Annotated in this window: 25 protein-coding genes, 1 tRNA gene and 1 pseudogene; 11 read left to right on the top strand and 16 right to left on the bottom strand. The window is 53.2% G+C overall.

The window, feature by feature from the left end; translation table 11 throughout:
* Nucleotides 1–31: 31 nt before the first annotated feature.
* From QNH97_RS01290 to QNH97_RS01255, 7 genes are all read left to right on the top strand, one after another.
* Nucleotides 32–727 (top strand): ABC transporter permease, encoded by a 696-nt coding sequence (locus QNH97_RS01290; protein WP_283555248.1) that lies wholly within the window; start codon nucleotides 32–34, stop codon nucleotides 725–727.
* Nucleotides 724–1,413 (top strand): ABC transporter permease, encoded by a 690-nt coding sequence (locus QNH97_RS01285; RefSeq protein WP_283555247.1) that lies wholly within the window; start codon nucleotides 724–726, stop codon nucleotides 1,411–1,413. The genes QNH97_RS01290 and QNH97_RS01285 overlap by 4 nt, the downstream gene beginning before the upstream one ends.
* Entirely contained in the window at nucleotides 1,394–2,626 is a 1,233-nt protein-coding gene (locus QNH97_RS01280; protein ID WP_283555246.1) for a methyltransferase, read from the top strand. Before QNH97_RS01285 ends, QNH97_RS01280 begins: the two co-directional genes overlap by 20 nt.
* Nucleotides 2,627–3,111: 485 nt before the next feature.
* Nucleotides 3,112–3,187, top strand: a tRNA-Thr gene (locus tag QNH97_RS01275).
* A gap of 165 nt (nucleotides 3,188–3,352) precedes the next feature.
* Nucleotides 3,353–4,681 (top strand): tyrosine-type recombinase/integrase, encoded by a 1,329-nt coding sequence (locus QNH97_RS01270; protein WP_283555245.1) that lies wholly within the window; start codon nucleotides 3,353–3,355, stop codon nucleotides 4,679–4,681.
* A gap of 905 nt (nucleotides 4,682–5,586) precedes the next feature.
* Nucleotides 5,587–6,567, top strand: coding sequence for an integrase domain-containing protein (locus tag QNH97_RS01265; protein WP_283555244.1), 981 nt, complete (start codon nucleotides 5,587–5,589; stop codon nucleotides 6,565–6,567).
* A gap of 554 nt (nucleotides 6,568–7,121) precedes the next feature.
* On the top strand, nucleotides 7,122–8,873 hold the full coding sequence (locus QNH97_RS01255) for a retron Ec67 family RNA-directed DNA polymerase/endonuclease (protein WP_283555243.1): 1,752 nt from the start codon (nucleotides 7,122–7,124) through the stop codon (nucleotides 8,871–8,873).
* 328 nt (nucleotides 8,874–9,201) lie between these two features.
* Here the strand turns inward: QNH97_RS01255 and QNH97_RS01250 are convergent, their stop codons facing one another.
* The 4 genes from QNH97_RS01250 to QNH97_RS01235 all read right to left on the bottom strand — a co-directional run bounded on the left by QNH97_RS01250 (nucleotide 9,202) and on the right by QNH97_RS01235 (nucleotide 13,472).
* Entirely contained in the window at nucleotides 9,202–11,031 is a 1,830-nt protein-coding gene (locus QNH97_RS01250; RefSeq protein ID WP_283555242.1) for a DUF3732 domain-containing protein, read from the bottom strand.
* Entirely contained in the window at nucleotides 11,028–11,483 is a 456-nt protein-coding gene (locus QNH97_RS01245) for a three component ABC system middle component (RefSeq protein ID WP_283555241.1), read from the bottom strand. The genes QNH97_RS01250 and QNH97_RS01245 overlap by 4 nt, the downstream gene beginning before the upstream one ends.
* Entirely contained in the window at nucleotides 11,480–12,676 is a 1,197-nt protein-coding gene (locus tag QNH97_RS01240) for a hypothetical protein (RefSeq protein WP_283555240.1), read from the bottom strand. Before QNH97_RS01240 ends, QNH97_RS01245 begins: the two co-directional genes overlap by 4 nt.
* Before the next feature lie 115 nt (nucleotides 12,677–12,791).
* Nucleotides 12,792–13,472 (bottom strand): hypothetical protein, encoded by a 681-nt coding sequence (locus QNH97_RS01235; protein ID WP_073637911.1) that lies wholly within the window; start codon nucleotides 13,470–13,472, stop codon nucleotides 12,792–12,794.
* A 579-nt stretch (nucleotides 13,473–14,051) separates the two neighbouring features.
* On the opposite strand from QNH97_RS01235, the gene QNH97_RS01230 reads away from it, so the two are divergent.
* Complete coding sequence (locus QNH97_RS01230; protein WP_283555239.1) at nucleotides 14,052–15,209, top strand: ATP-binding protein; 1,158 nt, start codon at nucleotides 14,052–14,054, stop codon at nucleotides 15,207–15,209.
* 799 nt (nucleotides 15,210–16,008) lie between these two features.
* Nucleotides 16,009–16,119: pseudogene (locus QNH97_RS01225) on the top strand (DUF3077 domain-containing protein); the annotation flags it as partial.
* A 173-nt stretch (nucleotides 16,120–16,292) separates the two neighbouring features.
* Here QNH97_RS01225 and QNH97_RS01220 read toward each other — a convergent pair.
* The 3 genes from QNH97_RS01220 to QNH97_RS01210 are packed head-to-tail and all read right to left on the bottom strand — an operon-like array spanning nucleotide 16,293 to nucleotide 17,352.
* Nucleotides 16,293–16,829: a dihydrofolate reductase family protein gene (locus QNH97_RS01220; protein ID WP_283555238.1), complete on the bottom strand. Its 537-nt coding sequence runs from the start codon at nucleotides 16,827–16,829 to the stop codon at nucleotides 16,293–16,295.
* Nucleotides 16,830–16,876: 47 nt separating this feature from the next.
* Nucleotides 16,877–17,209 carry a type II toxin-antitoxin system HicB family antitoxin gene (locus QNH97_RS01215; RefSeq protein WP_283555237.1) on the bottom strand — a complete coding sequence of 111 codons (333 nt, stop codon included), beginning with the start codon at nucleotides 17,207–17,209 and terminating at the stop codon, nucleotides 16,877–16,879.
* Entirely contained in the window at nucleotides 17,206–17,352 is a 147-nt protein-coding gene (locus QNH97_RS01210) for a type II toxin-antitoxin system HicA family toxin (RefSeq protein WP_283557582.1), read from the bottom strand. The genes QNH97_RS01215 and QNH97_RS01210 overlap by 4 nt, the downstream gene beginning before the upstream one ends.
* Before the next feature lie 347 nt (nucleotides 17,353–17,699).
* On the opposite strand from QNH97_RS01210, the gene QNH97_RS01205 reads away from it, so the two are divergent.
* Nucleotides 17,700–19,307 (top strand): methyl-accepting chemotaxis protein, encoded by a 1,608-nt coding sequence (locus QNH97_RS01205; protein ID WP_283555236.1) that lies wholly within the window; start codon nucleotides 17,700–17,702, stop codon nucleotides 19,305–19,307.
* A gap of 54 nt (nucleotides 19,308–19,361) precedes the next feature.
* Here the strand turns inward: QNH97_RS01205 and QNH97_RS01200 are convergent, their stop codons facing one another.
* The 4 genes from QNH97_RS01200 to QNH97_RS01185 all read right to left on the bottom strand — a co-directional run bounded on the left by QNH97_RS01200 (nucleotide 19,362) and on the right by QNH97_RS01185 (nucleotide 21,139).
* Complete coding sequence (locus tag QNH97_RS01200; protein ID WP_283555235.1) at nucleotides 19,362–20,039, bottom strand: RES family NAD+ phosphorylase; 678 nt, start codon at nucleotides 20,037–20,039, stop codon at nucleotides 19,362–19,364.
* A complete protein-coding gene (locus QNH97_RS01195) occupies nucleotides 20,039–20,449 on the bottom strand; it encodes an MbcA/ParS/Xre antitoxin family protein (protein ID WP_283555234.1) in 411 nt (136 codons plus the stop codon). Before QNH97_RS01195 ends, QNH97_RS01200 begins: the two co-directional genes overlap by 1 nt.
* A 119-nt stretch (nucleotides 20,450–20,568) precedes the next feature.
* The gene (locus tag QNH97_RS01190; RefSeq protein ID WP_283555233.1) at nucleotides 20,569–20,883 is read right to left on the bottom strand and encodes a type II toxin-antitoxin system YafQ family toxin; all 315 of its coding nucleotides are present in this window, start codon (nucleotides 20,881–20,883) and stop codon (nucleotides 20,569–20,571) included.
* Nucleotides 20,849–21,139, bottom strand: coding sequence for a type II toxin-antitoxin system RelB/DinJ family antitoxin (locus QNH97_RS01185; RefSeq protein ID WP_283555232.1), 291 nt, complete (start codon nucleotides 21,137–21,139; stop codon nucleotides 20,849–20,851). Before QNH97_RS01185 ends, QNH97_RS01190 begins: the two co-directional genes overlap by 35 nt.
* A 450-nt stretch (nucleotides 21,140–21,589) precedes the next feature.
* Between QNH97_RS01185 and QNH97_RS01180 the strand changes: the two genes are divergently transcribed.
* Nucleotides 21,590–22,516 carry a LysR family transcriptional regulator gene (locus QNH97_RS01180; RefSeq protein WP_283555231.1) on the top strand — a complete coding sequence of 309 codons (927 nt, stop codon included), beginning with the start codon at nucleotides 21,590–21,592 and terminating at the stop codon, nucleotides 22,514–22,516.
* On the opposite strand, the gene QNH97_RS01175 is transcribed toward QNH97_RS01180, so the two are convergent.
* The 5 genes from QNH97_RS01175 to QNH97_RS01155 all read right to left on the bottom strand — a co-directional run bounded on the left by QNH97_RS01175 (nucleotide 22,433) and on the right by QNH97_RS01155 (nucleotide 26,158).
* Nucleotides 22,433–22,750, bottom strand: coding sequence for an AzlD domain-containing protein (locus tag QNH97_RS01175; RefSeq protein WP_025211316.1), 318 nt, complete (start codon nucleotides 22,748–22,750; stop codon nucleotides 22,433–22,435). The two genes, QNH97_RS01180 and QNH97_RS01175, sit on opposite strands and share 84 nt — an antisense overlap.
* Nucleotides 22,729–23,442, bottom strand: coding sequence for an AzlC family ABC transporter permease (locus tag QNH97_RS01170; RefSeq protein WP_265032686.1), 714 nt, complete (start codon nucleotides 23,440–23,442; stop codon nucleotides 22,729–22,731). The genes QNH97_RS01175 and QNH97_RS01170 overlap by 22 nt, the downstream gene beginning before the upstream one ends.
* Nucleotides 23,439–23,876, bottom strand: a complete 438-nt coding sequence (locus tag QNH97_RS01165; protein ID WP_283555230.1) for a GNAT family N-acetyltransferase — start codon at nucleotides 23,874–23,876, stop codon at nucleotides 23,439–23,441. Before QNH97_RS01165 ends, QNH97_RS01170 begins: the two co-directional genes overlap by 4 nt.
* 13 nt (nucleotides 23,877–23,889) lie before the next feature.
* A complete protein-coding gene (locus QNH97_RS01160) occupies nucleotides 23,890–24,636 on the bottom strand; it encodes a 2OG-Fe dioxygenase family protein (RefSeq protein WP_283555229.1) in 747 nt (248 codons plus the stop codon).
* A 235-nt stretch (nucleotides 24,637–24,871) separates the two neighbouring features.
* Nucleotides 24,872–26,158 (bottom strand): OprD family porin, encoded by a 1,287-nt coding sequence (locus tag QNH97_RS01155; protein WP_283555228.1) that lies wholly within the window; start codon nucleotides 26,156–26,158, stop codon nucleotides 24,872–24,874.
* Nucleotides 26,159–26,343 lie beyond the last annotated feature (185 nt).

Below are 26,343 nucleotides of genomic sequence, written 5' to 3'. Positions count from 1 at the left end.
GCAAAGCCTGCCGCGATATGAACACACACCCATGATGATCGATCTCTACGGATTCGGCCCGGCGCTCGCCGCAGGGGCGCTGATGACCGTCAAACTGGCACTCTCGGCCCTGTGCCTGGGGCTGGTGCTCGGCCTGCTCGGTGCCTTGGCCAAGACGTCCCCGTATAAGCCGCTGCAATGGCTTGGCGGCACCTATTCGACACTGGTCCGCGGCATCCCGGAGCTGCTCTGGGTGCTGCTGATCTACTTCGGCACCGTCAACCTGATGCGGGCCTTGGGCGAATCCGTCGGCTATCCCGACCTTGCCCTTAACGCCTTCGCCGCTGGCGTCGTCGCCCTGGGCCTGTGCTTTGGCGCCTATGCCACGGAAGTGTTTCGTGGCGCGATCCTGGCGATTCCCAAGGGTCATCGTGAAGCCGGCGTCGCCTTGGGCCTGTCCAAGTGGCGCATCTTCACTCGACTGATCTTGCCGCAGATGTGGCGCATCGCCCTGCCCGGCCTTGGCAACCTGTTCATGATCCTGATGAAAGACACGGCCCTGGTCTCGGTGATCGGACTGGAAGAAATCATGCGCCACGCACAAACCGGCGTGACCGTGTCCAAGCAACCGTTCACCTTCTATATGGTGGCGGCGTTCATGTACCTGGGGCTGACGGTGCTCGCCATGATCGGCATGCACCTACTGGAACGACGCGCCGCCCGTGGTTTTGCCAGGAGCACCCAATGAACTGGGAAGTCATCATCAAGTGGCTGCCGAAGCTGGCCCAGGGCGCCACACTGACCCTGGAACTGGTGGCCATCGCCGTGATTGCCGGCCTGCTGCTGGCGATCCCCCTGGGCATCGCGCGCTCTTCACGCCTGTGGTACGTGCGGGCTTTTCCCTACGCCTACATCTTCTTTTTTCGTGGCACGCCGTTATTGGTTCAGCTGTTCCTGGTCTATTACGGCCTGGCGCAATTCGATGCCGTGCGCAGCAGCGCGTTGTGGCCGTATCTGCGCGATCCGTTCTGGTGCGCCACGGTCACCATGACCCTGCACACCGCCGCCTACATCGCCGAGATCCTGCGCGGCGCGATCCAGGCCATCCCAAAGGGCGAGATCGAAGCCGCACGGGCCCTGGGCATGTCGCGGCCCAAGGCATTGTTCTACATCATGCTGCCCCGCGCCGCGCGCATCGGCCTGCCGGCCTACAGCAACGAAGTGATCCTGATGCTCAAGGCCAGCGCCCTGGCGAGTACCGTGACCCTGCTGGAACTCACCGGCATGGCCCGAACCATCATTGCCCGGACTTACCTGCCGGTGGAGATCTTCTTCGCGGCCGGCATGTTCTACCTGTTGATGGCGTTCCTGCTGGTGCAAGGCTTCAAGCAGCTGGAGCGCTGGTTGCGCGTCGATGCCTGCCAAGGACGCTGACGGCGACGTGCTGACGGGCGAGGCGTTGCTCGCCCGCTTCACGGCGCTGGATACTTTTCTCACCGCGCACCAGGCACTGTGGAAACCGCGCCCCTTCACCCATCTGCAACTGCCATGGGAAACCGCCTACCCGGAATTGGCCCACTGGCTACGCCAGCGTTCACTCGAAGATGCGGAAAACGACCATCATCAGCCGTGGCTGATTGAAGATGCGCCAGCGCCGTTCCCGGAATTGGCGACCATTTCCCGCGAACTGAGCGCAATCGCTGAGTTACCAGCCCGCACGCTGAAAGCACCCGTCCATCGCCTCAACGTCGACGTGCCCGGCCGCAAATGGCAACAGATCGAAGCCTTCGCCAGCCGCCTGCACTTCGCCACTGAACCCACCCACTGGCTGGATTGGTGCGCCGGCAAAGGGCACCTCGGTCGGCGCTTGCTGCAGGACGCGCAGAGCCTGACCTGCCTGGAATACGACCCAGCCCTGGTCGCCAGCGGCCAACAACTGAGCCAGCGCCATCACCTACCTGGCACTCATCTGCAACAAGATGTATTGGCGGCGGACGCAGCCCAGGCGATCAACCCCGAACACACACCCGTGGCCCTGCACGCCTGCGGTGACCTGCATGTGCGGCTGATGCAATTGGCAAGTGCCACTGGCTGCACACAATTGGCTGTCGCACCGTGCTGCTACAACCGCATCAGCACTGAGTGTTATCAACCGCTGTCCGACGCCGCCAAAGGCTCCGCCCTACAGCTATCGCTCGACGACCTCGCTCTGCCGCTCACAGAAACCGTCACTGCGGGTGCTCGCATCCGACGGCAACGAGACCACTCCATGGCCTGGCGCCTGGGCTTTGATCTGCTGCAACGGCAAATCAGAGAGTGCGATGAGTACCTGCCCACCCCTTCGTTACCGAGCGCTTGGCTGGAAAAATCCTTCGCCCAATACTGTACCGATCTGGCGGCGCTGAAAGACTTACCCACAGTCGGTTCGCCGGATTGGGCTGCGCTGGAAGCGGCGGGCTATCAACGTCTGACCGAAGTGCGCAACCTGGAATTGGTGCGAGGCCTTTTCCGACGGCCACTGGAGCTGTGGCTGGTCCTGGATCGAGCGCTTTTCCTTGTTCAAAAAGGCTACGACGTCCGCCTTGGCATTTTCTGCGAAACACTCCTGACGCCACGAAACCTGATGGTGCTTGCAGAGCGTTATTGAAGCGAAACAGCCTGTGGATAACTCTGTTGATGGAATCTACGCGGCGCCAAGAAACCTGCGATTTCCTGACCGAACGAAGGGTGGTCATTTTTTGTTCATCTGCATAAAAAACCATGAAAACAGGCATTTGCGAGCAAACGAGAAAGCTGTCACAAAAACGCAAGATGCCGGCGGCCTCGCCCTTCTAATTGTGCATAAGCGCCTGAGCGAAACGACATAACCAACGAATTCGGTGCGGTTCTGAGGGAGTAATTGTGTACAGCACGACACGAACTTCACCTGCTGTTGCTCCTGGATATCACCACCGCCCGTGAACGCGTCGACATGCCAAAGCCCAACGCAACACCTGCAAAACAACCGCACCTGACGAGCCCTACACAAACGACTCACCTGCCGCCCCCGTGTCTAAGCCGAACCCCATGCAAAAATAGTCAGAATTCAGGGGTTTACAGAACTGGCCCAATCGCTATAATCGTCGCCCACACGCCGGTATAGCTCAGTTGGTAGAGCAACTGACTTGTAATCAGTAGGTCCCGGGTTCGACTCCTGGTGCCGGCACCACATTAGGCTCCATTGCATTCTACTGAATGCTCTGGAAGCCCCGAAAACCCGCCTTTTGGCGGGTTTTTTTCGTTCCAGGACCCTCTGTCGGGATCCAACAAAATCCCCCTTCCCCGAGGGTATGTTAGGGGTACTGCGATTTCCCGGTCAGGAGCGCGTACCCCTATGCCACGTCTAGCGATCCCCCTCAGCGACCTGCAATGCCGCACGGCCAAAACCCGCGAACGCGCCTACAAACTGTTCGACGGCGGCGGCATGTACCTTTTCGTCAAACCCAATGGCGTGAAGACCTGGCGTTTGAAGTACACCAAGCCCAGCGGCAAGGAAGGCACGCTCATCATCGGCAATTACCCCATCGTTACCCTTTCCGTCGCACGGCGTAAGCGAGACGAAGCCAAGGCGTTACTGCTAGACAACCTCGATCCAATGGAAGAAAAGAAAAAGGCCAAGATCGTAGCCCAACGGGCGGCACTGCTTTTCGAAACCGTTGCCCTGGAGTGGCACGCTGATATGTCCCGCCGCTGGACCGCAGGCCACGCAAAAACCGTAATGAGCCGACTGCGCACCCACGTCTTCCCGCTGATCGGCCAACGACCCATCGCTGAACTCGATACCCATGACCTGTTAGAGATCACCCAGCGCATCAAGGAACGCGGCACCATGGATGTGGCGTTAAGGGTACAGAACTACTTATCCACCATCATGCGCGGGGCCAAAAGGGCTCGGCAGATCACCATGAATCCTGCACTGGATCTGGCAGGCTCGATTCACGCGCCGCGCACAGTCCATCGCCCCGCCCTATCCCTCAACCGCCTACCCGAACTGCTACAACGCATCGACAACTACAACGGTCGCGAGCTGACGCGCCTTGCCGTCCTGTTGACGTTGCATGTATTCGTCCGCTCCAGCGAACTACGCTTCGCTCGATGGAGTGAGTTCGACCTTCAACGCGCCATGTGGGAAATCCCAGATACGCGCGCACCGATTGAAGGGGTACGCAACTCCACACGCGGGACCAAAATGAACGGCGACATTCAAATGGTTCCGCTATCGCCGCAGGTCATCGAAATACTGGAGCGCCTGCGCAGCCTCAGTCGCTTTTCAGAGTTGGTGCTACCGGGCGACCACAAGTACTGGAAGCCCATGTCCGAGAATACGGTGAACACCATGCTCCGCAACGTCGGCTATGACACCAGCAAGGACGTGTGCGGCCACGGCTTCAGGACCATGGCCTGTAGCGCTCTGCTGGAGTCCGGGTTATGGACCGACGCAGCCATCGAAAGACAAATGAGCCACAAGGAACGCAACCGTGTGCGTGCCGCGTATATCCACAAGGCCGAATTCCTCGAACAGCGCAGGCTGATCATGGCGTGGTGGAGTAACTACATCGACGCCAACCGCCATGGGCATGTGACACCCCACGAATTCGCTCACCCAGTCGGCGACAACATCACAGCCCTACAAAATAGCCGTGGCGCATCCAAACGTGGGTAAGCCTGTGAGATCACCGTTGTCCGCCCTTCCACGCGGGTCCATCCAAGCGGGGCTGCAAAGCCGCCCTGCTTGGATGGACCTCATTTAAAAAATCTAAAGCCCACGCAAATTGTCTGTGGAAAACCATAGATTTCCACCGGTGGATAATTTCATCCACAGCCGCAGAATTCCCGAAAATTCGAGCCTTGACCCAAATTATCCACAGGCGTAGAAAAGATCGGGCAAAGCGCTGTCTTTGACAGCAACCCAGGTAGCCAGAACCTTTAAGGCTACGCCACACCGTGGTGGTTCTCCCAAAGTGCGATTAGCGTCCGGGGGCTCGCACGGTCACAGCGATGTGATGGATGCCTACTTTTACCAGTGTGCCCACTGCGGCAACTTCCCCCTTTCATAGCTGCCCTGCAGCAACCTATCCGCTTGGCCATTTCATTGAGCCAACCTGCGCCCGTCTCTTTCTCCCGGAAAGAGACGGGCGCTCCTACCACTGCTGCAGCCCACCTCGTACAAGGCATTGCGGCATTTCCCCTCGTGACAATCGGCGTGACAAACACCGAAGTCACTAGCAACAGCGATGCAGATGGTGGTGCCGCAGCCCAGGGAATGGACTGCACCTGACTGACAGTCAGGCATGCCCCGGTCATCGCCTCACTGCCTTCACCCGACTCAGGTTCTCGCGGCATTGGTCTCGTCAGCCAGTGCAGCCTCCACCCGCCCACTTCTTCGGAAGTGTTCAGGAGGCCAGATCATGAGATGCCCAAGCTCCCGGTCGTAAGGAGCCGTCAGTCCCGCGTTAGTGGACAACCCTCACAGGCCGCAGGGGCCTTGATCCCTGATAACACTCAACATTCTTGGCGGGATGACGTGGGGAAAGTTTCAAAGATTTTGGCTTCGAGAGGAGTTTGATCATGGCGCTAGTAGGTAGACGCGATGGGCGTAATTTTGGCTATGGCCGGCAGCTGAGTTATGCCGGACCGCAGGCGCTGCGCGACCTATTTGGCGGCGGGCATTACGGCACGGTCAAAGCACACAGTGATCGGTGGCAGGCGTTTGTGCGGTGGTGTCGGTCGGTGGATGGACCCGGGTTTAACGACGCGCGACAGATTGATGGGCAGACCTTGCTGGACTACGCCGGACATCTTCGTCAGCAAGTTGAACAAGGTGAGCTCACCATCGGAACCGCGCAAAACCGGTTGTCCAGTGTGAATCGGACCATGGCCGCGCTTCGCGGTGATCAGTATGTGAAAGTGCCGAGCCCGAGTAAGGCGCTGGGAATGCAGCGCACCAGTGTTCGTCGTTCAGTGCCGCAAGGCCAAGACCGCGAACAGGTGAAGCGGATCGTAGAGGTGCTTTGCGAACACCAGCAGCCACGCGCCGCGGCCATCGCTCAGTTAGCGCGAGCCACCGGCATGCGCTTACGCGAGGCGATTTTGGCCGACCTTCCGCGCCTGAAGCGCGAGTCCGAACAATACGGGAAGATCAACATCCAGGATGGCACTAAAGGTGGCCGTTCGGGTGCGTCAGCTCCTCGTTGGATCAAGGTGGATGAGCATATTCGCGAAGCGCTGAGATTCGCCGAACAGGTCTCACCCGACGACAGCCACAACCTGCTTGCACCGAACGAAAGCTATCTCGATTTCCAACGGGAAATCGTCCGCGCTGCACGGGACCTCCTCCATAAGCACAACCTCAAAGGCTTTCATGAATTACGGGCGGCCTTTGCATGCGAACGCTATGAGCAAATCACCCAGCATCCCGCGCCTATCAACGATGGCCATTGCTACCAACTCGAGCGACGCCTAGATCAGGAGGCCCGAGTGCAAATCAGCTATGAACTCGGACACGGCCGTATCGACGTGGTGTCGGCTTACATTGGTGGTCGAGCATGAGCACGGCATTCGATATGGAGCTGTTCCTGTCAGGCGTCCTGACCGGGTCGCATACCACACGCCAGCGCCACCTACGCCAAGCGAAGGTCATTCAAGATGCGATTTCAACTCGATGGCGCCGAAATAATCCATGGAGTTGGCATCAGAAGCATCTCGTTTGGTTCCTCACCCATCATTTGGACCAAAAGTCAGAATCAACGCGCTATTACTACTTTCTAACAGCGCGATTGATTTGCCAAAGGCTAGGTAATCGGTGGCCGCAAACCTCGCTAAAAATGTAGTGCCAGACGCTATCTTCGCCCCTTGAGTCGTTAACCAAAGTAGCGACGGTTGGGTGATCATTACTGCGAAAAACAGGTATTGACAGCTGGCGATGGCGATATGCTAGCTTACACAGAGAGGCCTACAGGCAGATTTTTTGCCACGGTTCGTGGCATTTGAAACAATCGTGCGGGAGATTGCTCCTTCGCGACTCACAGTTTGACGCCAAAATGAATAATCCTGGCGGACGCATATGAGTGCCTGTAAGCCTCTTTTTTACTCAAGGATGGGTTATGTCGGAACTACGCAAACTTCAAAAAGCCGCCACCCTACATGATCTTGCAGTAATCCTAAACTATGAACCAAAATTTTTAGCTTATTTAATTTATAAAAAGACTAATAAATATTCACAATTCACCATACCAAAGAGTAGTGGAGCACCTCGAAACATTTCCGCACCATGCGATGAGTTAAAAGCGCTGCAACGGAAAGTGAAAGTACTCCTAGATAGCTGCCTAGAAACAATAGCCCTTCAAGTACCTAATCTTGCAACACTTTCGCATGGTTTCAAAAAAGACCACTCAATTATTACAAACGCTGACAAACATAGAAAAAAGCTTTATGTACTAAATATAGACATCCAAGATTTTTTCGGCTCCATACATGTTGGGCGATTACGCGGCTTTTTCATTACAAACAGAAGTTTTTCGCTCCAGCCAAAAATCGCCACTATTCTATCTCAGATAATGTGCCATGAAGATAAGTTACCGCAGGGAAGCCCCACGTCGCCTGTGGCGTCAAATCTTATTGGTCACTTATTAGATTTAAGAATGGTTTCTTTAGCATCGAAGAACGGCTGCGTATACTCTAGATATGCCGATGATATTACATTCTCAACGAACAAACTAAAGTTCCCTCAGTCCATTGCTTACAAAATCGATGATACCCACGACTGGATCCCTGGCTCTGACTTACTTAAGATAATCAGCAAAAGTGGATTCGGATTAAATCATAACAAAACGCGCATGCAATACAATCGCGCTCAACAAACAGTCACAGGTTTGATAGTAAATAGCATTACGAATACCCCTGCAAATTTCCGCCGTACCGTTAGAGCGATGGCGCATAAATTATTTCTGGATGGAGATTACTATGTCCAAGAAAAGCCAAAGCACTTAAAAAAGGAAAAGATCTCCATCCCGCGAGGACAGTTGAAAAAGCTAGAAGGGATGTTTAGCTACATTTATATGGTAGATAATTTCAACAGAGCCAAAATTGTAAGCAATAGCAGCAAAAAACAAGAGGAATTCCCACTCAGGTCAATAGAACGAATACATGGTGACTTCTTATTCTACAAAAACTTCTATGGTGCATCTGCCCCGACGATTATATGTGAGGGCAAGACAGATAACGTATACCTAACTTGCGCCATAAAATCACTTCATGCAAAATTTCCCGAGCTTGCATCGCTAACCAAAGAGGGCAAGACCAGGCTCAATCTGCGTTTTATCAACTACTCAAACTTGACTCATAGAGTTCTCGGCCTGAATGGTGGCAGCGCAGACATAGGTCTTTTCATTAGAAACTACGCACGACAATGTGGTAAATATAAAGCACACCCTCCCTTGAACCCTACTATCGTAATCGTTGACAACGATAGTGGATCAAAACCTATATTTAGTGCCATAAAAGATGTCACTGGCAGCACATACGCCATTCCAAAAGGAAAAGGGACAGTTCTAGATACTAGTAAAACACTTTACAAAATAGCTCAAAACCTTTATGTAATACTTACACCGAAGATAGGTGGAAAAGACTCCATGATGGAGCACTTTTTCCCGGCCGCCACCCTGGCAACACAGTACAAGGGAAAAACCTTTGAGGTCGTAAGAAGCGGTCCGCCAAGTACGACGTATAGCAAGCATGTATTCGCGCAAAATATCATTAAAGCCAACCAAAAAAATATCGATTTTTCGGGTTTTGAGGCTATCTTAGACTCAATCAAGCTAGCTCTAGATGATTATCCAAAAATCATAACGCCGTAATTAATACAGATTCCGTATCATAGAAAATTTTAGATTGTTGGTATGTAACTGCAAACTAGCCCCCCCATCACGCCCACTTATCACGACATAATTCACTACCAACGCATCAGGCCCCATGCGGGGCCTGAACTATTTTAAGCCTTAATACCGCAGCAGGCTGGTTATTTAAGATTTCATAGAACGGCTTTGGGACGATTTCTGGTTTCTGAAAAAATCCAGACCGGATAATTTGGGGACAGACCACAATTCCAATCTTAAATGAATATGCAGATGCTAAATTAATCGGCGTCTTCCCCTGGTTATCCCGTTACAGAGTTGTGAATAGCTTTCAGTCAAGAATCAGCCCATAACCATTGCGAAGCTCTTTATCCACTAAGTGGAACCTATCGAGATTGAGCTTTTTCCAGTGTGACTCTCTAATGTGCTCTAAGAGAATTATCTGAAAACCGCCTTCGGAGTCCATATTTTTAACAAAGTTATTCATCTCAACAAGGGCCGCATCTAAACTGATAATGTCATCAGTAGGCTCTCCCTCATTGGAAAAATATGGCGTACTGGGTTGGTCAAGAACCATAAATGAAGGCATCCAGGTAACTCTGTGTTTTTTAGCCACTTCATGTATAGACAAAAAATATGCCAGATGCAGGTAGAGATAATTCGACGCGCTACCAATATCAGGCATTTTTTCTATAGAGGAAAGATCCTCCGAAATCAGATGGATTAGTTTCTCCCTTTCACTGAAGTGCGCCGTAAATTTGTCATAACCCTTCAGTTTCAAGCGCTGTAATTTTTCGTTGATGAACTCGTTCAGTTTTTGCTCGGCCAATTCAACTTTAAGATTGTCCTCGTCGATAACACTACGTAGCTGATCGGCTTTTGTTTTATATTCTTCTGGATCGAAATTAAACGTGGTGGTATCCGATGAGCCGAACAACTGAATTTTAGCATCTAGCCGTCCTATATATTTGTAATATTCCTTAGGATTTGATTTTACTCTGTTGTTTTTTTGAAGGGCCACGAGTGTACCTTCCAGTTTCTTTATTTCATCAACATTAGCAGAAATCAAGTCGCTGACCTCCGCGAGAAAAGGCGCTTGATGTTTGCTCTTCATTGCCACCCGCAGACGTGAAAGTTCCTCTTGCAGATGGTGTATTAATTTATTAGCTAGCTCGGAAGGAAAAACCAGTTCCGGATGCTCATTGAAAAATTCCACCGGACGCAAAGCATCTTCGGCTTGTTTGGCTGAGTTCGAGTAATTAGATTTATTATCGGCAAATGCTTCGTATTTTTTGTTTTTTGCTTTTAACGAAAAGATTTGCTTTTCAATATTTTCAATTTCATTCTTACCAAGAGTCGGCATATCTGAATCGATGACAACTTCTTTAAGCTGCAATAGTAAAGTGTCTGTGCTTTCAGGAATTTGTTCAAGTATGCCTAGTGCTTGAGCCTCCTGCCCTAGGGATCTTATCTCATCAGAAAATGCGAGTTTATTTTTTTCGTAAGACTCTTTTTTACGCTCTATGGATACTCGCTGTTGCTCTAATTCGAGCAATTTTGCTTTGGCTGTTGAGGTTTTAGCATTCTCTACGCCAAGGGCCATACGGAAAGTTCGTTCGATCGACTCCTGATAACGTCCGTCGGCTGGTCGAATATATAGGTACTCGGGTGCGATTATCGCATTTTGGTCTTGATAGCTATGGGGTAGGAAGCTACGAAATGAGACCTTTGACCCTGTACGAATGTGTCGGCCACCGTAGGGTATCTTAAGCTCCGAATCAATTCCAAAAGCGTCGTTTAGAATTTTTTTGAGGTTGTCTATTTTAATATTTAGACTAGGTACCTTAGGTATCTCGCTGCTCTCGCTGAAAAATGCTTGGGAGGTTTCCTCATTCTCTTCCGACGGCCGAGCTATCATCATCTCCTTACCGTTGATTTTAAGTTTGAGGCCATACCAAGTCACCTTGGAGTCAATATTTGTTTTAGATATTCCTTTTGTTTCGCTAGCAAGCAAACAATAATCGATAATGTACAAAATCGATGATTTACCCTTGCCTGAATCACCGGTTATTACATTGACGCGATTTTCAAGGAACGGCAAATTTCTAAGTATGCCATTCTTTTGCCAAAGAAGAACATTTAGTATTTGGATGCTGTTCATAGCGAAATCCTAAAATTTTGATAAAGGTCAATAGCGCTTTCTTCAAGTATCTTGGCTAATCTTGGAGCGGCTTGAAAAATTTCGCTTCCAACCTTGCCGAACTCTCGAGGAGTTTGAGATGTGTAGATTTCGCTAGCAAGCCTTAACGTACCGTTTTCAAAGACTGCAATATTTAACTCGCACGCCAAAAGCACTGTGTTTAGTGAGGTGGTAGCAAAATCGAGATAGTGGCTATTAACCGCGGAGAAATCTTTGGGAAATGTTAAAACTAGATCTCGGCTGCCCATGATTTTCACCTTTTTGCTTTTTATTAACGAGCGCGTGCGCTTGTTAAACATCAGCGGCAAAATTAGAAACACTTTAGGCAAGTCAAGAGCCCGGCCTGGGGTGTTAGCAAGCGTGGCCTGCAAGGCAATGGTTCCTAGTATTTCATTATTGATAAGAGAATTCATTTCTTATAATTCTCCGCCCAATCTTTTTTCCAGCCAATAGTTGGAGTATTGGAGAGCTTTATAAACTTACCTTTACTAAAGCCATCTGGAAGTGAAATATTTTTTAATCTTAACTCTTTATTGATTGTGGCCTTGTAACATGTTTTGGCGGCATGCAAATGTTCGGCCTCAGTCACGACAGGAGTTTCGTGAGCATCACGATGTATGCTTTTCCAACTGTAGTGACACTGCTGTTCTAAACGAAGATCATCGTGGTAGGTAAAATTTCCTTCGTCTTTTAACTCTGAAATAAGACTTTCAGTAGCAAGCATTTCCATTCCATGTTCAATCACGTCAGCATCTGAAACACCAATATCTGAAAGCTGGTTACTAAATATGCTATTTAGAAACGACAACTCTTCCACGTTCTGGAATGCGTAATACTTATCGTAAAATCTTTCATAGTCGATATCGTTGCTGCGAGCAGACCTGAGAATTCGTTCAAAACCCATTTGGGTACGAAACGTCTCGTAGGAAATCAATACTTTTTTTGAATCGCAAATTTCTTTAAATTTGTAGTCTTTATAGGCACCTATAATAAATTTTCTAGTCTCATCTATCTTGGTGTCCGGCACCGCCAAATAAGAAAGTTGATCGTTTATTTTTTTGTTTATGGCGGAAGGATCAGTATGAAACTCGAATCTATCCAGAATGAAGTCCAGGCTTTCAGGCTCCGCACTCGCAAGAGCTTCCGCGAACTTAAGAATTGGATGTTGGCTGGCAGTTTTATCTTTTATTTTTTCCGCTTCCACAAGATCTTCGTAGATAGTTTTTATAGTCTCCACTATTTTTATCTTGTTAATTTTTGAGTTCTTTAATAAATCTACGAGATTCTGATTATTTAGATTTTTATTGGTATAAAGCTCAAATTTTATTTGTTTATTTTTTGGAAGATCCGGGAGTGACTCTAGCCAATTGTATAAGGTTTTCCATAGATCGGTGTCCCTTTCCGTTATGTTTCCACCTAAAAGGCTATGTTTAACTTGGATAAGCTTTAGATCATTGGTTATATTTTCGGTATGCAAGTCATCAAAAATCTCTAGGCCAATACTTTCTCCAGCTTTCAATCCAACGAGGATATCTACCAAAACCAAGTCTTGATATTCAAATCCCAGCGCACTTTTGTCAGCCGCTGTTTTTTCTATATGTCCCATATCTACCTACTTGGCAGTATCTGTCTAGATTGAATAAACATCGTTCTTGAAGAGCCGCTTTGACGCTCAAAATATGTTAATATTATTTAAGTTACCGCTTCTAAAAAGTTAAGCTTCACAAGCAAGAACCATATTCATACATTGCCATATCGAATAATCGGCCAGTTGGATATTCTAGTTTTTTCTTCTCAGTTTCAAGACTAGGGAATATCAGTTTTTCTTTGTCTATGAGCGTAGCTATAGCGGTTAAGCCTTTACCGCTGACACCACTTAGGTGAGAACGACGCGGATAAAGATCCCTTCGTGCGGCCATATAATACCGATCTAGAGCAGGGTATTCCCCCCACACCCCGAGCAATATTTTACTTTTCAGCGTAGTTGTCCATGAAACTCCATCCCAAAGGCTATCCATGGACGCAACTACGGTATCGAGCAATTTCTGGTTTCGTACGAGGTGCTGAGAGTCTGGAGAGAAGTCGCTCATTGAGAGTTCAAATAGCTTGGGGCCGTCGCCTTGAAACAACAGTTTTGCCAAAGCCTTCATGAAATCCAGATTACTATTTAAGAGCAATCCAGAAGAGCCTCGAAACATACCCCAATTCGCTAGATAAAAGCCTAAATGAAGCGCTGTAGTTTCCAGTCGACTTTGACTGACTAAGTCACCCCATTTTTCGTTATCGCTCCAAATGTACTCCCAAATGAACTCCCAGGCCTTGAGTCTGGGGTATTCATTTTTCTCGCATGGTTCGGCTCTTTGATAGTAGCTATGTACATAGTGGCTAACGTCGAGGGGCATATCCAATCCTTGGCTTTGTATACTAGAGCGATACTACTTCGCCACCATCGAATATACCATAACGAAAATTGAACCTCGCTTGAATGCTCGATGAAAGCTTGTTCGACCGCGCAACCGGCGCTGAGTCGTCTATGATCATGGCCATCAAATGTCGAGAAAAGCACAGCGGCCAGGGGCCGCACCATCCACCAAAACTCCATCACGTGGTATATGAGAAGACTAGTGCGCGGATAGCGTTGTGTAACACAAAGGACCGGATTCGATTCCACTCAAAGCCATAACTAGCTGATTTATTTATAGTTACTAGTTGGGGTACGCCGAATTTTCCAGCGAACTCCAGACGCCCGGAAAACCTAGTCTCGCCGAAACATACCGTTCGTCTGGTGCCGCACCATACAAAACAAAGCCTTCGCAGAAATGCGGGGGCTTTGTTGTTTCTGGGGTATGGATATTGTTGGCAGCTCGTTACCCCGTCGTCATCCGATCAACGCGATTCGTACCGAAGGTTCACAATTCCATCTTTATGCGGAATTATGGATAAGCAATAATTATTGCGTATCCATAAAAACGGATAATTGCATGAGCAGCATATTCCAACGCCCTGAACTGGCTGAATCCATGGCCAATCAGCTTCTCCATCCAGGCGTACTCGAAGAAGGCCTGCGCTCGGGGCTATTCCTGTATGGCCTGCGCCGTACAGGCAAAACGACGTTTTTGAGAAATGACCTTATCCCGGCCTTGGAAAATGCGGGTGCTCTGGTCATTTACGTTGACCTATGGAGCGACACCTTGGCCAACCCGGCAACGCTCGTGCACAACGCCATACATAAAACCCTGAAAGATTTGCAAACGCCGGGCTCCTCTGCCCTGGAAATACTCAAGCGCGTCAGCAATGTCGAGGCAGGCGCTGCGGGGTTCAAATTCGGCTTCAAACTCGACAGCATCGGTAACGCCGACGGCCCGACACTGGCGCAAGCGCTGACAGAAGTCATCGACCAAGCGAAGACCGATTTGGTCCTGATCATTGACGAAGTGCAACACGCCATCTCCTCCGACGATGGCAATCAAATGCTCTTGGCGCTCAAGGCCGCACGCGATGCAATCAACCCTCGCCCGAATACACCGGGTTACTTCTTGTTTATCGGAACCGGCTCCCACAGGGCGCAAGTCAGCGAACTGACCGCCAAACGCAACCAGGCGTTTTCCGGCGCCACATCAGCCGCCTACCCCGTGCTGAAAGGTGATTACGTACAGTTTCTGCTCAACCGACTCGCAATGACTGTAAAAAAGGAAAAGCTGCCGTCTGTGGAGACCGCTAGCGAGGCGTTCAATACCTTGGGGAATCGACCCGAGGAAATGCTCAAGGCCCTGCGCCAGCTCTTGCAGCAGGACGGTGAACCCGACCTCTTTCTACCCGTCATCGCCAGCACTTTACGTTCGGCGGCTGCGAACATTGAGCTGGAAAAAGTCGAGCAACTGGGCAGCCTGGCCTTGGCGATTTTCAACAAAATTGCATCTACAGAAGGCGATGCTCGAGGGATATTCTCCATCGACGCAGCGGCCGAGTATTCAAAATCAGTGGGGCGAGAAGTGCGGGTTGAAGAGATTCAACCTGTGGTCATTGCACTGGTAGCGGAGAACATCATCATGCGGCGCGGGCATGGGATTTACGCGATTACGGATCCATTCGTTCAAGAGATTTGGCTGGAACAGCGGGCTTTGATCGAGGGGAGTTAGGGGGCTGGCTGATTCGGACTGGCGAAGCCGGTGTAGGAGCCCACATCAAATTTGCGCAACGCTTCACTAGCCGCATCGGCGTCCGTCCGCAAACGTAGCACTCCTGCACATAGGCACCTCACTTTCGATTTGGAAAATAAATACGTCCCCTCTTTCCCCTTTTTCCTACTAAGGCATCGGCGGCACGTCGGTCGATACGGGTGCTGTGGAAAAATTTACCGTTCTCGAACTCGTTGTGTAGGTCCATTACGGAGTTTCCTGTGAGGTGCGTTGGTTCGACTGAAGCATTACCGGCTGAGGAAGATTTTGTGTTCAAACCTAGCACTCTTGTGCGCAGGTACATCGGTTTGACCAAGAAAATAAATACGTCCTCTTTTCTCACGAAAATCCTGGATACATAATTTTAGATTCGCCAGCATCACCGCCACGATTGTCCCTACCCCGCTCGCCCGCTACTCTCGAACGGTCGCTGCCAATTCAGCGACCGGGACTGAGAACCCGGGTAAGATGCAGGCGCTACAGCGCCCCTACCACGTTTTGCGGCGTTTTTTTTATGTCCGCATTTCGTGCAATGGCGGCTGTGCGTGGGAGACCTTCGGGTCTGCCGGGTTCCTGTATCTCCGGTTTCTCAGCCTGCGCACAGCTGCCACCCATTCGCCTGAGAACGAACGTGGCAGCTCTCACTTGATATGGGAGTTTTGCCGATGCATGCCATGGATCTGTTGCAATCTCGCTTTATTGCTCTGCTAGTCGCCACCCGCCGCCAGTTGGCGTATGGAGGTGCCCAATGACTCATCCCAGAGACACGGATCGTTATGCCTGGGCGTCGTGTTATTTGCAGGATATGAGCAAGGCAGTGATTGATGATGTGGTGAAGGTGCTAGAGGCGCCGGGGAGTCATTCCGCTTAGGGTTTCGGGGGGTGGTCCGATGCTGTCCGTTTAAATCGGGCGGCATTGGGCTGGAGCCTTTGGGTTTGGGCATGGATACAGGGGGGCTGCTTCGCAGCCAGCGGGAGCAAGCTCCCTCGCCACGGGGGTTGTGGAACATTCCTCTGATCATTCCCCGTCGATAGCCGGGCGGATCATGCACCCAGGCGATAGGTGGACTGAACCAATCCCGAAGGAAAGCAGCGACTGGATACCAGCTTCAATTCAATGTCTTGCTGAAGGGCCCCGAACAACGGCCTGCCCGCCCCGATCAGCACAGGAACAGTGGTAATCACCATGTCAGCGACTAATCCATCCCGCAGGAATGACTGCACCACCTGTCCGCCGTCGACATAGACTCGACGTACACCTTGCCTCGCCAGTTCCTCCATCACGCCCCTGGGTGAGAGGTTGGAGAAACTCACCTTGCCCTTCAGGGCTTCGGGCACCGGCGAACCCGCCAGCCGTTCAGACAGCACCACCACGGGTCGTTCATAGAACCAAGTGTCAAAGGTCAGTACCTTCTCGTAGCTTCCCCGCCCCATCACAATCACATTCTTGTCAGCAATGAAGTCTGAGTAGCCATGGTCCTCGGTTGGATCGTCGCGCTGCAAAAGCCAGTCGATGTCACCATCGGGCCTGGCGATAAAGCCATCCAGACTGGTGGCGATGAAAACGTGGGCAGTGGTCATCGGGATCTCCTTGCGGCGCATTACGATGCATGTTCATAAACCGAGAGTCAGGCGTGGACTTCGCGATCCAGAACATCGGAAACCCACTGATTGATGCTCTTGTGAGCCAACTCTGCCTTGACAGCCACTGTGGCATGAAGAGCCGGAGCCAGTCGTAGGCTCAACTTTCCGGAGTAGGGCTTCTGTGGCGCTCGACCAAGCTTGGCGCAAGTGTCGAGATAGTCGACGACAGCCTCTTCAAACGCCGCTCGCAGCTCCTGAACCGACTCGCCGTGGAATCCAACGATATCTTTAATGCCTGCGATATGGCCTATAAAAAGACCGTCCTCTTCGCTGTACTCGATTCGGGCGGCATAGCCCTGGTAATTCATCACGTTCATGGGATAACGCCTGCTAATTCAAGGAAAGCCCGAGCATCACGAACCTGGTAAGGCTTTGCTTCTTTATCGGGGTGTGGGCGGTGGAAAGTACTGACCACACCATTCAGTTCAAACCGTACTCGCGACCCATTGCCTTCATCCATCCAAACTGATGAGTAGAGCAGAGCTTGGCATGGCCTATCTGGGGTTTGAGATCTGTCCACGATAGCGTTCACAAAACCTCTGCAGCCAAGAATAATATTTGCTTTCATTTCTAGATGGCTCGAAAACACTGCTTTGGTTGCTCCACTGCTAAAAGCCCTGAGCCATCCGGGTAAAGAAGGGCTGCTTCAGCCCAGCGGGAGCAAGCTCCCTCGCCATGGGGTCTTGTGGAATATTCAGCTAATCGTTTTCCCCGCCGATAGCCTCAGATAAGAGCATTGACTGTCCCAAGGTTCCGCCGACGCTCGACTACACTTGCCCAGAAATCACCGCTCCAGGAGCAGTAGCGATGAAGATCCGCACCAAGATTATAGGCTCGGGGTTTGTCAGCCTTTTCTTTGCCCTTTTGCTCGGCGGCATTGGGTTGTGGGGCTATCACTCCATGACCGAGGCCTTGGTGCAGAACGAGACCAGTATTTCGGCCATGCGCAAGCATATGGAGGCGGACATGATGCACGACGCCATTCGTGCCGATGTGCTGGCTGCGTTGCTGGTGGCACCGGGGGATGCTCAAGCGGCCAAGGAAGTGACGGACTCGTTCGATGAGCATACGCAGCGGATGCACAAGGTCATCGCCGAGAACGCCGAGGCGAAGCTGCCGAAGGACATCGCCCAGGCGATTGCCGAGTTGAAGCCCCAGGTTGAGACCTACACCGATAAAGCCAAACAGGTGATCGCCAAAGCCTTGGGCGGTGCCCAGGATGGCCGCGCGTTGCGTTCCGAATTCGATGCAGCGTTCTCGGCATTGGAGGAGCGCAACGAAGCGGTGAGTGAGCTGATCGAAAACCAGGCGCATTCGTCTCGCGAGCACCAGGACAGCAGCATTCATACCTCGCAAAGTTGGCTGATCGTCACGTTGCTGGCCACGTGCGTGGCGCTGGCATTGTTGTCGTGGAGCCTGCTCAAGGCGGTGCTCACGCCGCTGAATAAGATCATCCTCAACACCCAAGCGATTTCCCAAGGGGATTTGCAGCGGTCGATGGGTGCGCATGGCAAAGATGAACTGGGTCAATTGCAAAGCGTGATCGAGCAGATGCAGGCCAATTTACGGCAGATGATCGCAACAATCCGCAGTCAGAGCGATGAGTTGCATGGTACGTCCCGGACCTTGGGCGATACGGCGCGGCACATTGTTTCCAGCGCCGACCAGCAGGCCCATAGCGCCACCAGCATGGCGGCAAGCATGGAGCAGATGATGGCGAACATCAGCCAGATCCATCAGCACGCTGACAGCGCACGGGCAATTTCGGCGCAGTCCGAGCAACTGGCGAGCAGCGGTGGCCAGGTGATTCTCGGGGTAGTGGAAGGCATGAACCGGATCGCCGAGGTGGTTAACCAGTCCTCCGGCAAGATCACGGCCCTGGACGCTTCGTCCGAAGACATTCATTCCATCATTCAGGTGATCAAGAGCATCGCCGAACAGACCAACTTGCTGGCCCTCAACGCCGCCATCGAGGCCGCTCGCGCCGGCGAAGCGGGCCGTGGCTTTGCGGTGGTGGCGGACGAAGTGCGCAACCTGGCGGCGCGCACCACCCAGTCGACCCAGGAAATCACCGCGATGATCGAGCGCATCCAGTCCAGCGCACGGGATGCGGTGGCGAACATGCAGGCTTGTGTCAGCCGTGTGGACGAAGGCGTGGACCTGGCCCAGCAGGCCGGGGTATCCATCAGCGAAATCCGCACCGGCGCCCGGCATGCCGCTGAAGTGGTGGAGGAAATTTCCCAGACCATTGCCGAGCAGTCCAAGGCCAGTGATGAGATGGCTAAGCGGGTAGAGTCAATTGCCGAGCAATCCCGGGAAAACACCCGCTCCATTCACAACCTGACGCAAACGGCGGATCAACTGAACAACGCAGCGGGCTCGATGCAGGCTTCGGTGCAGCAGTTCAAGATCTGATTGGATACCTGCGGCGAGGGAGCTTGCTCCCGCTGGGCTGCGTAGCAGCCCTTTTCAAACCTCGCTCACCTCGAATACAAACGAAATCTCCCGCTTCTGGGCACTCCAGACATACCGGATATGCTTACCCTGCACCGGCACCGACACCGCTGGCGGGCGAAACGCGGCAACGCATTCGTGGCCGGCCAGGCGGACGCTGTTGTACAGCAGCCCCCAGGACAAGGTTTCCCGCAGCTGCCGGGCGAACACCTGTGACGGGCCGTAGGCGGTGGGGTCCGGATTGTGGAGGTGCGAGTAGTCATGGCGGATGTCGTGCAAGGGTTTGACGACCTTGTTGACGTAGGTGCGCATGGTCAACTCCAGGTCCGGCTCGTTGGTTGCCCCGAGAAATCGCGCCTGGTGGTAACAGGTCTCGGCGATGGCGGCTTCCTGGCTGCTGGCCGCGTAATAGACGCCAAAGGTGCCATCGCTGAAACGGCTGCTTTTGCCGATGTGGGTAAACGCCGCCATCACGGGTGAAGTGCCGGGCCCGGAAATACGGTCCTCGGGACGAACCCGGGACAGCACGCCGGCCTCTTCCATCAGTCGATCATTGGTCAGCGCTTCCAGGGCATAGGCCGTGGGCAAATCCTCAGGGTCGAGTACGTCTTCGAACAGCGAGATCGGCGGAAAGCTGCTGTTGACGATCCGATAGGCCCGCTTCCATTGCGGGTCAGCCAAAGGGGGCGTCATCAACCGCGCACTCCATCGAGGTAGCGGCGCACGTCGGCAATGTCCACCACCCGACCGGCCAGCATGTAGGACAGGGCCGATTGGCCGTTGAACGGTGCCGCGGTGTTGGGGCTGCTGACCCACTGGTACGCACGGTCCCGGCTGTTGCTGAAGATGATGCTCAGCGCCTTGTGAATGCCCATGAGGTAGGAGATCCGCTCCAGGGTATCGCGAGGCAACCTGACGTTTTCCGGCAGCTGTTTGTATTTGTAGAAAGTCGTATTTCCCACCTTGCCCAGCAGTATGCGCTGCTGCTCGACGCTGCAACCCCAGAGCTCCATGAGGTTGAAGAAAAACTTCAACGCGACTCGACCCGCGTCCGGGGAGTCCAATTGTTGCTGGGCGTTGAGGGTAATCGAGGAAGTAGCCATGGGGTTTGGGCTCCTTTGTAGCAGGGGTGATGCGTAGAGAATAGTACAGATATGGATGTTTTTTAATATTTAATTCGCAAGCGAACTAATAAATCGATATTGTTCAGCCTACCCGATCCTCATTTGAACAATTCGGAATGACTGCCCAGATCTACAAACGTAATCAAATCCGAACGGGAGTGTTCATAAATCAGAAGAAAGTCCCCACCGATGTGACACTCTCGAAAGCCACTCCAGTTACCGGTCAAGGCGTGATCCATAAATTCGGCCGGTAACTGTTCCCCCAAAAACAGCATGACCATCACATGACGGACCTCATTCATATCGCGTCGTCCGGCTCGTTTGTAACGCTCCCAGGACTTTTTGAATTCGGATGTATACGCACATTGCTTCGGCAGTTCAGCGCGTTTTTGTTTTTCCCCCGGTCTCGCCATCAGCCTCTCTCAGCATGTCTTCTATCGAGTCGAACCGTTGACGGATATCTTTCGCCTCCATCATGGCCCGAGCAGTCTTGTCCGAAGGCACTCGCACTTCGAATGGAAGTCCCTGAGTCTCAACGACTTGTCGCAGGAAAAGACGCATCGCATCGCTAACACTTAAGCCACAGGCATTCAAAACCTCTGTGGCGCGGGCTTTTAAGTCTTCATCAATGCGGCAACGTACGTCGGTGGTTTTTAATAATGCCCCCATGAAAGAACCTCATCGTCAAATTTGTAGCTACATTGGCGCTACCTCAAGACATTGTGGTGGGACTGCCGTCATGGGTCAACGTCAGCTGGATAAGCGGCCTAATACGGACATAAAGACAGGTTGGACATCGGCTGTGCTACATGGAGTATTTCAGCCTGAGTTTCCCGATTCGGATATCAGAACGATCCACCACATCCCTTGAGACCTCTCGGAGACTCATGCAGGATTTTTCGCAGGGGTCGCCTGCATACGGCACCACTTGCTGGTCCCGGTCAGGATCGACTGGGCAAAATCCCCAAATCCCGCATAAGCTCCAACCATCGCCTGTCGGCGCTTTTCAGCACAAATTCGCGACAACCGTGGCAAGGTGCATGATGATAGCCAGCGTGCACTGCCTGGGTCGGCCAGGCACAACAATAGCGAGCCCACTTATGCAGAGGGCATTACCCCATGGATAGCAGAATTCTACGCAACCTCATGCGCATCGTGCAGACCGGCTCGTTGTCGGCGGCTGCCGAGCATTCATGCCTCACGGTGCAGGCATTGGCGGCGCAGCTGAACAAGGTCGAGGAACAGTTCGGTTTCCGCCTGTTCCGACGGTCGAACAAGGGTCTGACGTTGACGAGCCAAGGCTCGGAACTGACTCCTTTTATGGATCAGGTGCTGGTGGCCACGCGACAGCTGGAGGAGAAAGTCGCGGCACTCAAGACGCCCCGGCAGCGCACGCTGAAAGCGGCGCTCAATACCACCCTGCCGGCGGAGTTCAACCGACGGATGATCGATCGGTTGATCGCTGTGTTCCCCCAGTACCAGCTGGAGTTCAGTTACGCCGAGTCGATGGAAAACTTGAGCAAGCTCAAGAACGAAGACTTTGACTTGGCGATCCTGATCGGACCACAGCAAAGCGGTTTTTCCAGCATCACCATGCCAGACGTACAGGTGCGGGTGGTCGGTGCCCATTGTGGCGACGAGGACGATTCCCTCGGTTTGCTCGGCGACAAGCTTCAGGTGCGTCCGGCAGAAGAATGCCCCTATTCCCACAGCTTCCTTCGCTTTCTCGATGCGGGCCTGGGTGAATACGGGTCGAGCCAGCGGATGGTGTATTCCTGCAGTGAAACGCTGACGTTGTCGTTGATCACTCAGCTCGATGGCCTGGGGCTGGTGTCCAGGGAAGCGGCGCTGCGCAACGGCTTGGCGATTTTCCCGGACTTCGAGGATTTCCTCGAGGTTCGCCTGGCGGTGAACAATCCAGAGCTGTCCGGCCAGGCGCTGCATGATGTGGTAGACCTGACGCTACAGGAACGAACCGAGCGCGATGTACGCCGCCGTGCCCACCGCCACACTGAGAAACAGGTTGCGGCTGAAATACGCACATAACAGCGTCGGAATCGCGGCATAAAACTCCGGTCGATCGAGTTGTATCTGCTGATCCTTGATCAACAGTGGGGTGAGGCTGATGGCAGCCACGATCGCCACCGGCAGATATTCCAGGGCGCGAGCGACGAAAGGCGGCCAGTTTTCGGTGTTGACCTGCAACGGCAGGGCACGTGGCAGGAACGTCACGGCCATCATCAGCACGACAACCAGGATCAGGAACGTTTGGTCAGGCATACGCCCACCCCGCAGCCAACGAACGTGGCGATGAAAACATTGAACGGCGAGCTACCCATCAGGCTCAGCGCGCCCATGCAGACGACAGCCGCCAGGGCCGCAATCAATTTGTTACGGGTGTTGCACAACGAAACCAGCACATAGAGCATCATGGCGGTCAGGGCGTAATCGAGCTGGTACTTGATCAGGTGCGCTGCGTATTGCGCACACACGGCGCCCAACAAGCCGCCGAGCACCCATGAGGTGTGACAAAACAGGTTGAAGCCGATCAGGTAACGCACACTCACCGGCGCCCCGCTGCCGAGCTTGACGCTGTGAAAGGCAAACGACTCATCCGTGAGGCCCGCCGCGTAGCACCAGCGCTCGAAACGACTGAGCCCCAGCGCTCGCAAAGCCTTGGCCATATAGACCGACATCAGCATGTGCCGCGCATTGATCAAGAATGTGGTGAGCACGATGGTGGTCAGCGAGGCGCCGCTGGAAATCAACGCCAACGCCGCGAATTGCGAAGCGCCCGCATAGACGAACAGGCACATCGCCACAGGCAACCACAGGGGTAACCCGGCGTTGACCGCCATCAGACCGAACACAAACGAAACCGTGAAATAACCCGCTACCACCGGACTGGCTTCAGCAAAGGTACGCGAGGCTTGTGGTTCGACTGCCAGCGGCTGGCTGGAAGTCTTGTTCATAAATCCCTCTCGAAAGTGATTTCACCCCGGGGCTCACAGAACCCTTGGGCAGCCCAGAAGCGCTTGCCGGCCAGGTTAGCATCGTCGACGAACAGGAACATGCGCAGCACGCCCACCCGTTTCATGTCGGCCGAAGCCGCCTCCACCAGGCGCTGGCCCAGGCCTCGGGTGCGATGCGCCGGGCTGACGGCCAGGTGATTGATCGTGCCGCGGGTGCCAAGCATGCCACCGATGACCGCACCGACCACTTCACCGCCGGCATCGACGGCCAGGTAGGCGGTGGTGGTGTCCTGCAACAATACACCTCGCAGGAATCGGGCATCCTGCCATTCGCAGAACGACACTTCGTTGAATCCGCGAAAAAACTGCTCCAGTCGTTCGGCATCCTTGACCAGTGCCCGGCGCAACAGCACCTGCTGCACCGAGTCGTCCATGGGTTCGATCCGTTCAGCGAACAATGTCGAAAGCGGTCCCGGGCCGCGAGAAGGAAATGGCCAGGATTTGCCTGAACGCCATTTCATGGGCGTGAACATTGCGGGCCGTGGTCACGTAATGGCGCATGTCACGATCAAGGAAGAATGTGGTGTCGAGGATGTCCTCGTAGGTCGTCGCCGCCAGCTGTTCTTCCTGGGCGCTGTACAAACGGCTTTCGGCACCCGCCACATTATGGCGGCCCCAGAAGTGCACGCCGCTGAACGGGTAGCCGTCGCAATGAATACCTTCCGGGGTGATTTCCAGCTGCTTGCCCGGCTTGATCTCGATGCGGATCTGATGGATCTGGCACTGCCAGATTTCATCGTGCAGTTCCTGCGGCAGGACATTCTTGTATACCTCGAAGTCCGTGTCGATCAGGCTGCGCATCACCGGCGAGTTGATCACTTCGTTGGAGAAGTCCTCGAAGTGCCGCTCCAGTCCACCAACATAGCTGTTGTTGGCCTTGGACTGAACGTAGGCCCGGTGCTCAAGCTGCTTGAGCTCACGGGTCGTGGGGTTGTATTCGAAGTCGCTGTAGCGGCGAAAACGCATGCCTGACTCGGCCTGGCCGTAGTAGCTGTCGGGCTCCATGTTTTCCCAGCTTTTGGTCAGCCGGACAAAGTCGCCGAAATGACCGTAGAGGTTGAAGTCTCCACCGCGGACGTTGACGTATTTGTCACGTCGTAGCGCTTCGCCCACTTCCTTGTTCAGAACGATCATTTTTTATAGGTCTCCACTGCGTTGAGCGGCCTAATCTAGTGGGTCCAGGATTTACGTCCATGAGAAAGAATTTGAGGCATTTCAAGTCGTGCTTGAAACGGTGGATGAAGCGCAATTAGTACGACTTTTTCGCGGAAAAAAAGCCAATTACAGCGGAATTCGTGGCCATAAAAGCCAAAAACCCCCGAACTTTCGGTCGGGGGTTTTCATCAGGCGCTTATAGCGCGATCAAGGATCAGAAGACGCTGATCGGATAATCCACGAACACCCGCACTTCGTTGCCGCTGACGTTGTACTCGCTGGACTTCTGCGATACACGCAGGATCGAGCTGCGCAACCTTACGCTCAAGTCCTTGGCCGGGCCGCCCTGGACCACGTACTTGAACTGATTGAAGATCTCGCGCTCGGTGCCGCCTTCGCTGGTGGAGGTGGTGATGTTATCGCCACGCACGTAAGCGACGTTATAGGTCAGGCCCGGAACACCGAAGGTGGTGAAATCCAGGCCGTAGCCCAGCTGCCAGCTGCGTTCGTCTTCAGCATTGAAGTCGGACCAGTAGGAGTTGGCCAGGTAGATCGTATTGCCGCCGTCACCCACGCGGTTCTGTCCGCGCTGATAGCCGCCATAGGCATAACCCAGGTTGCTGTCGCCGGTGCTGCGCTGATGGGCGAGCGTGAAGCTGTGCGCACCGGTGGCGAAGGTGGCAGCCAGGCTCCAGATCTTGTTGTCGTCGCCGGTGACGTTGTTTTCGCGAACGTAGCCGTTGTCCAGCTTGGTGCGATAGCCGTTGAAGTCCAGGGTCAGGGACTGATCCTTGGCCAGCGGGAACACATAGTTGGCGTTCACGTACTGCTTCTTCAAGACGTCCTCGACATCCGAGGCATAGAGCGAAGCCTTGAACTGCTCGGTGAACTGATAGCTGCCGCCCAATACGTTGATCGACTTCAGGCCGCCGCTGTCACGGCCTTCGGCGCTCTTGCGCGATTCAGCGGTGAAACGACCGGCGTTCAGTTCCAGGCCCTTGATCTCTTTGGACGTGATCAGCGTGCCGGTGTAGCTTTCCGGCAGCAGGCGCGAATTGTCATAGTTCAGCACCGGCAGGGCCGGCATCTGGTCACCGTAGGCCAGCACCGTATTAGAGACACGGAACTTGACCGCTGCGCCAAACCTGGACAGGTCATCGGCCGCGTTGCCACTGTCGCCCTGCTTGAAGAAGTCGATGCCTTGTGCGCCCGAGCGACCCTTGCCGCCGTCCAGACGCAGCGCGTACAGGCCGAAAGCGTCCACGCCGACGCCCACGGTGCCCTGGGTGAAACCGGACGAGAACGTCCCGATGGCCGCCTGGCCCCATTCGGCTTTGTCTTCGTTACCATCTTTGTAGTCGCGGTTCATGTAAGCGTTGCGCAACAGCACCTTCAGGCTGCTGTCTTCAACGAACCCCTTGGACTCGGCCTGGTCGTTGGCCATGGCGTGTGTCGTGCTCAAAATCCCCAGTGCGATCAAACCAATGCGCTTATTCAACATGTTTATTTTCCTTGTACGGGTTGATACGCACTGCGACTGGCAGCCGAAATGGCGCTTTTGCGCTCTTTTTCGGACTCTTGCTCCTGAAAATAATGAAAAGGCCCGCCCACGAATGATCGTGTCGGGCCTTTTTATTATTTAAGAGTCATGGCTGTTCGCCACAGGCGTGGACGAATCCTAGTCGC

The organism is Pseudomonas sp. G2-4 (assembly GCF_030064125.1).
GTDB lineage: Bacteria > Pseudomonadota > Gammaproteobacteria > Pseudomonadales > Pseudomonadaceae > Aquipseudomonas.
The sequence above is the reverse complement of the archived record's forward strand: the minus strand, read 5'-3'. Positions and strand labels throughout refer to the sequence as shown.

Coding starts and splice junctions, on each gene's coding strand:
- QNH97_RS01265 (WP_283555244.1), top strand. CDS start 5,587: ATGGCGCTAGTAGGTAGACGCGATGGGCGTAATTTTGGCTATGGCCGG.
- QNH97_RS01245 (WP_283555241.1), bottom strand. CDS start 11,483: ATGAATTCTCTTATCAATAATGAAATACTAGGAACCATTGCCTTGCAG.
- QNH97_RS01185 (WP_283555232.1), bottom strand. CDS start 21,139: ATGGGGGCATTATTAAAAACCACCGACGTACGTTGCCGCATTGATGAA.
- QNH97_RS01170 (WP_265032686.1), bottom strand. CDS start 23,442: ATGAACAAGACTTCCAGCCAGCCGCTGGCAGTCGAACCACAAGCCTCG.
- QNH97_RS01160 (WP_283555229.1), bottom strand. CDS start 24,636: ATGATCGTTCTGAACAAGGAAGTGGGCGAAGCGCTACGACGTGACAAA.
- QNH97_RS01165 (WP_283555230.1), bottom strand. CDS start 23,876: ATGGACGACTCGGTGCAGCAGGTGCTGTTGCGCCGGGCACTGGTCAAG.
- QNH97_RS01175 (WP_025211316.1), bottom strand. CDS start 22,750: ATGCCTGACCAAACGTTCCTGATCCTGGTTGTCGTGCTGATGATGGCC.
- QNH97_RS01255 (WP_283555243.1), top strand. CDS start 7,122: ATGTCGGAACTACGCAAACTTCAAAAAGCCGCCACCCTACATGATCTT.
- QNH97_RS01215 (WP_283555237.1), bottom strand. CDS start 17,209: ATGAACGTGATGAATTACCAGGGCTATGCCGCCCGAATCGAGTACAGC.
- QNH97_RS01240 (WP_283555240.1), bottom strand. CDS start 12,676: ATGGGACATATAGAAAAAACAGCGGCTGACAAAAGTGCGCTGGGATTT.
- QNH97_RS01210 (WP_283557582.1), bottom strand. CDS start 17,352: ATGGATGAAGGCAATGGGTCGCGAGTACGGTTTGAACTGAATGGTGTG.
- QNH97_RS01220 (WP_283555238.1), bottom strand. CDS start 16,829: ATGACCACTGCCCACGTTTTCATCGCCACCAGTCTGGATGGCTTTATC.
- QNH97_RS01280 (WP_283555246.1), top strand. CDS start 1,394: ATGCCTGCCAAGGACGCTGACGGCGACGTGCTGACGGGCGAGGCGTTG.
- QNH97_RS01195 (WP_283555234.1), bottom strand. CDS start 20,449: ATGGCTACTTCCTCGATTACCCTCAACGCCCAGCAACAATTGGACTCC.
- QNH97_RS01205 (WP_283555236.1), top strand. CDS start 17,700: ATGAAGATCCGCACCAAGATTATAGGCTCGGGGTTTGTCAGCCTTTTC.
- QNH97_RS01290 (WP_283555248.1), top strand. CDS start 32: ATGATGATCGATCTCTACGGATTCGGCCCGGCGCTCGCCGCAGGGGCG.
- QNH97_RS01285 (WP_283555247.1), top strand. CDS start 724: ATGAACTGGGAAGTCATCATCAAGTGGCTGCCGAAGCTGGCCCAGGGC.
- QNH97_RS01230 (WP_283555239.1), top strand. CDS start 14,052: ATGAGCAGCATATTCCAACGCCCTGAACTGGCTGAATCCATGGCCAAT.
- QNH97_RS01200 (WP_283555235.1), bottom strand. CDS start 20,039: ATGACGCCCCCTTTGGCTGACCCGCAATGGAAGCGGGCCTATCGGATC.
- QNH97_RS01235 (WP_073637911.1), bottom strand. CDS start 13,472: ATGCCCCTCGACGTTAGCCACTATGTACATAGCTACTATCAAAGAGCC.
- QNH97_RS01155 (WP_283555228.1), bottom strand. CDS start 26,158: ATGTTGAATAAGCGCATTGGTTTGATCGCACTGGGGATTTTGAGCACG.
- QNH97_RS01270 (WP_283555245.1), top strand. CDS start 3,353: ATGCCACGTCTAGCGATCCCCCTCAGCGACCTGCAATGCCGCACGGCC.
- QNH97_RS01190 (WP_283555233.1), bottom strand. CDS start 20,883: ATGGCGAGACCGGGGGAAAAACAAAAACGCGCTGAACTGCCGAAGCAA.
- QNH97_RS01250 (WP_283555242.1), bottom strand. CDS start 11,031: ATGAACAGCATCCAAATACTAAATGTTCTTCTTTGGCAAAAGAATGGC.
- QNH97_RS01180 (WP_283555231.1), top strand. CDS start 21,590: ATGGATAGCAGAATTCTACGCAACCTCATGCGCATCGTGCAGACCGGC.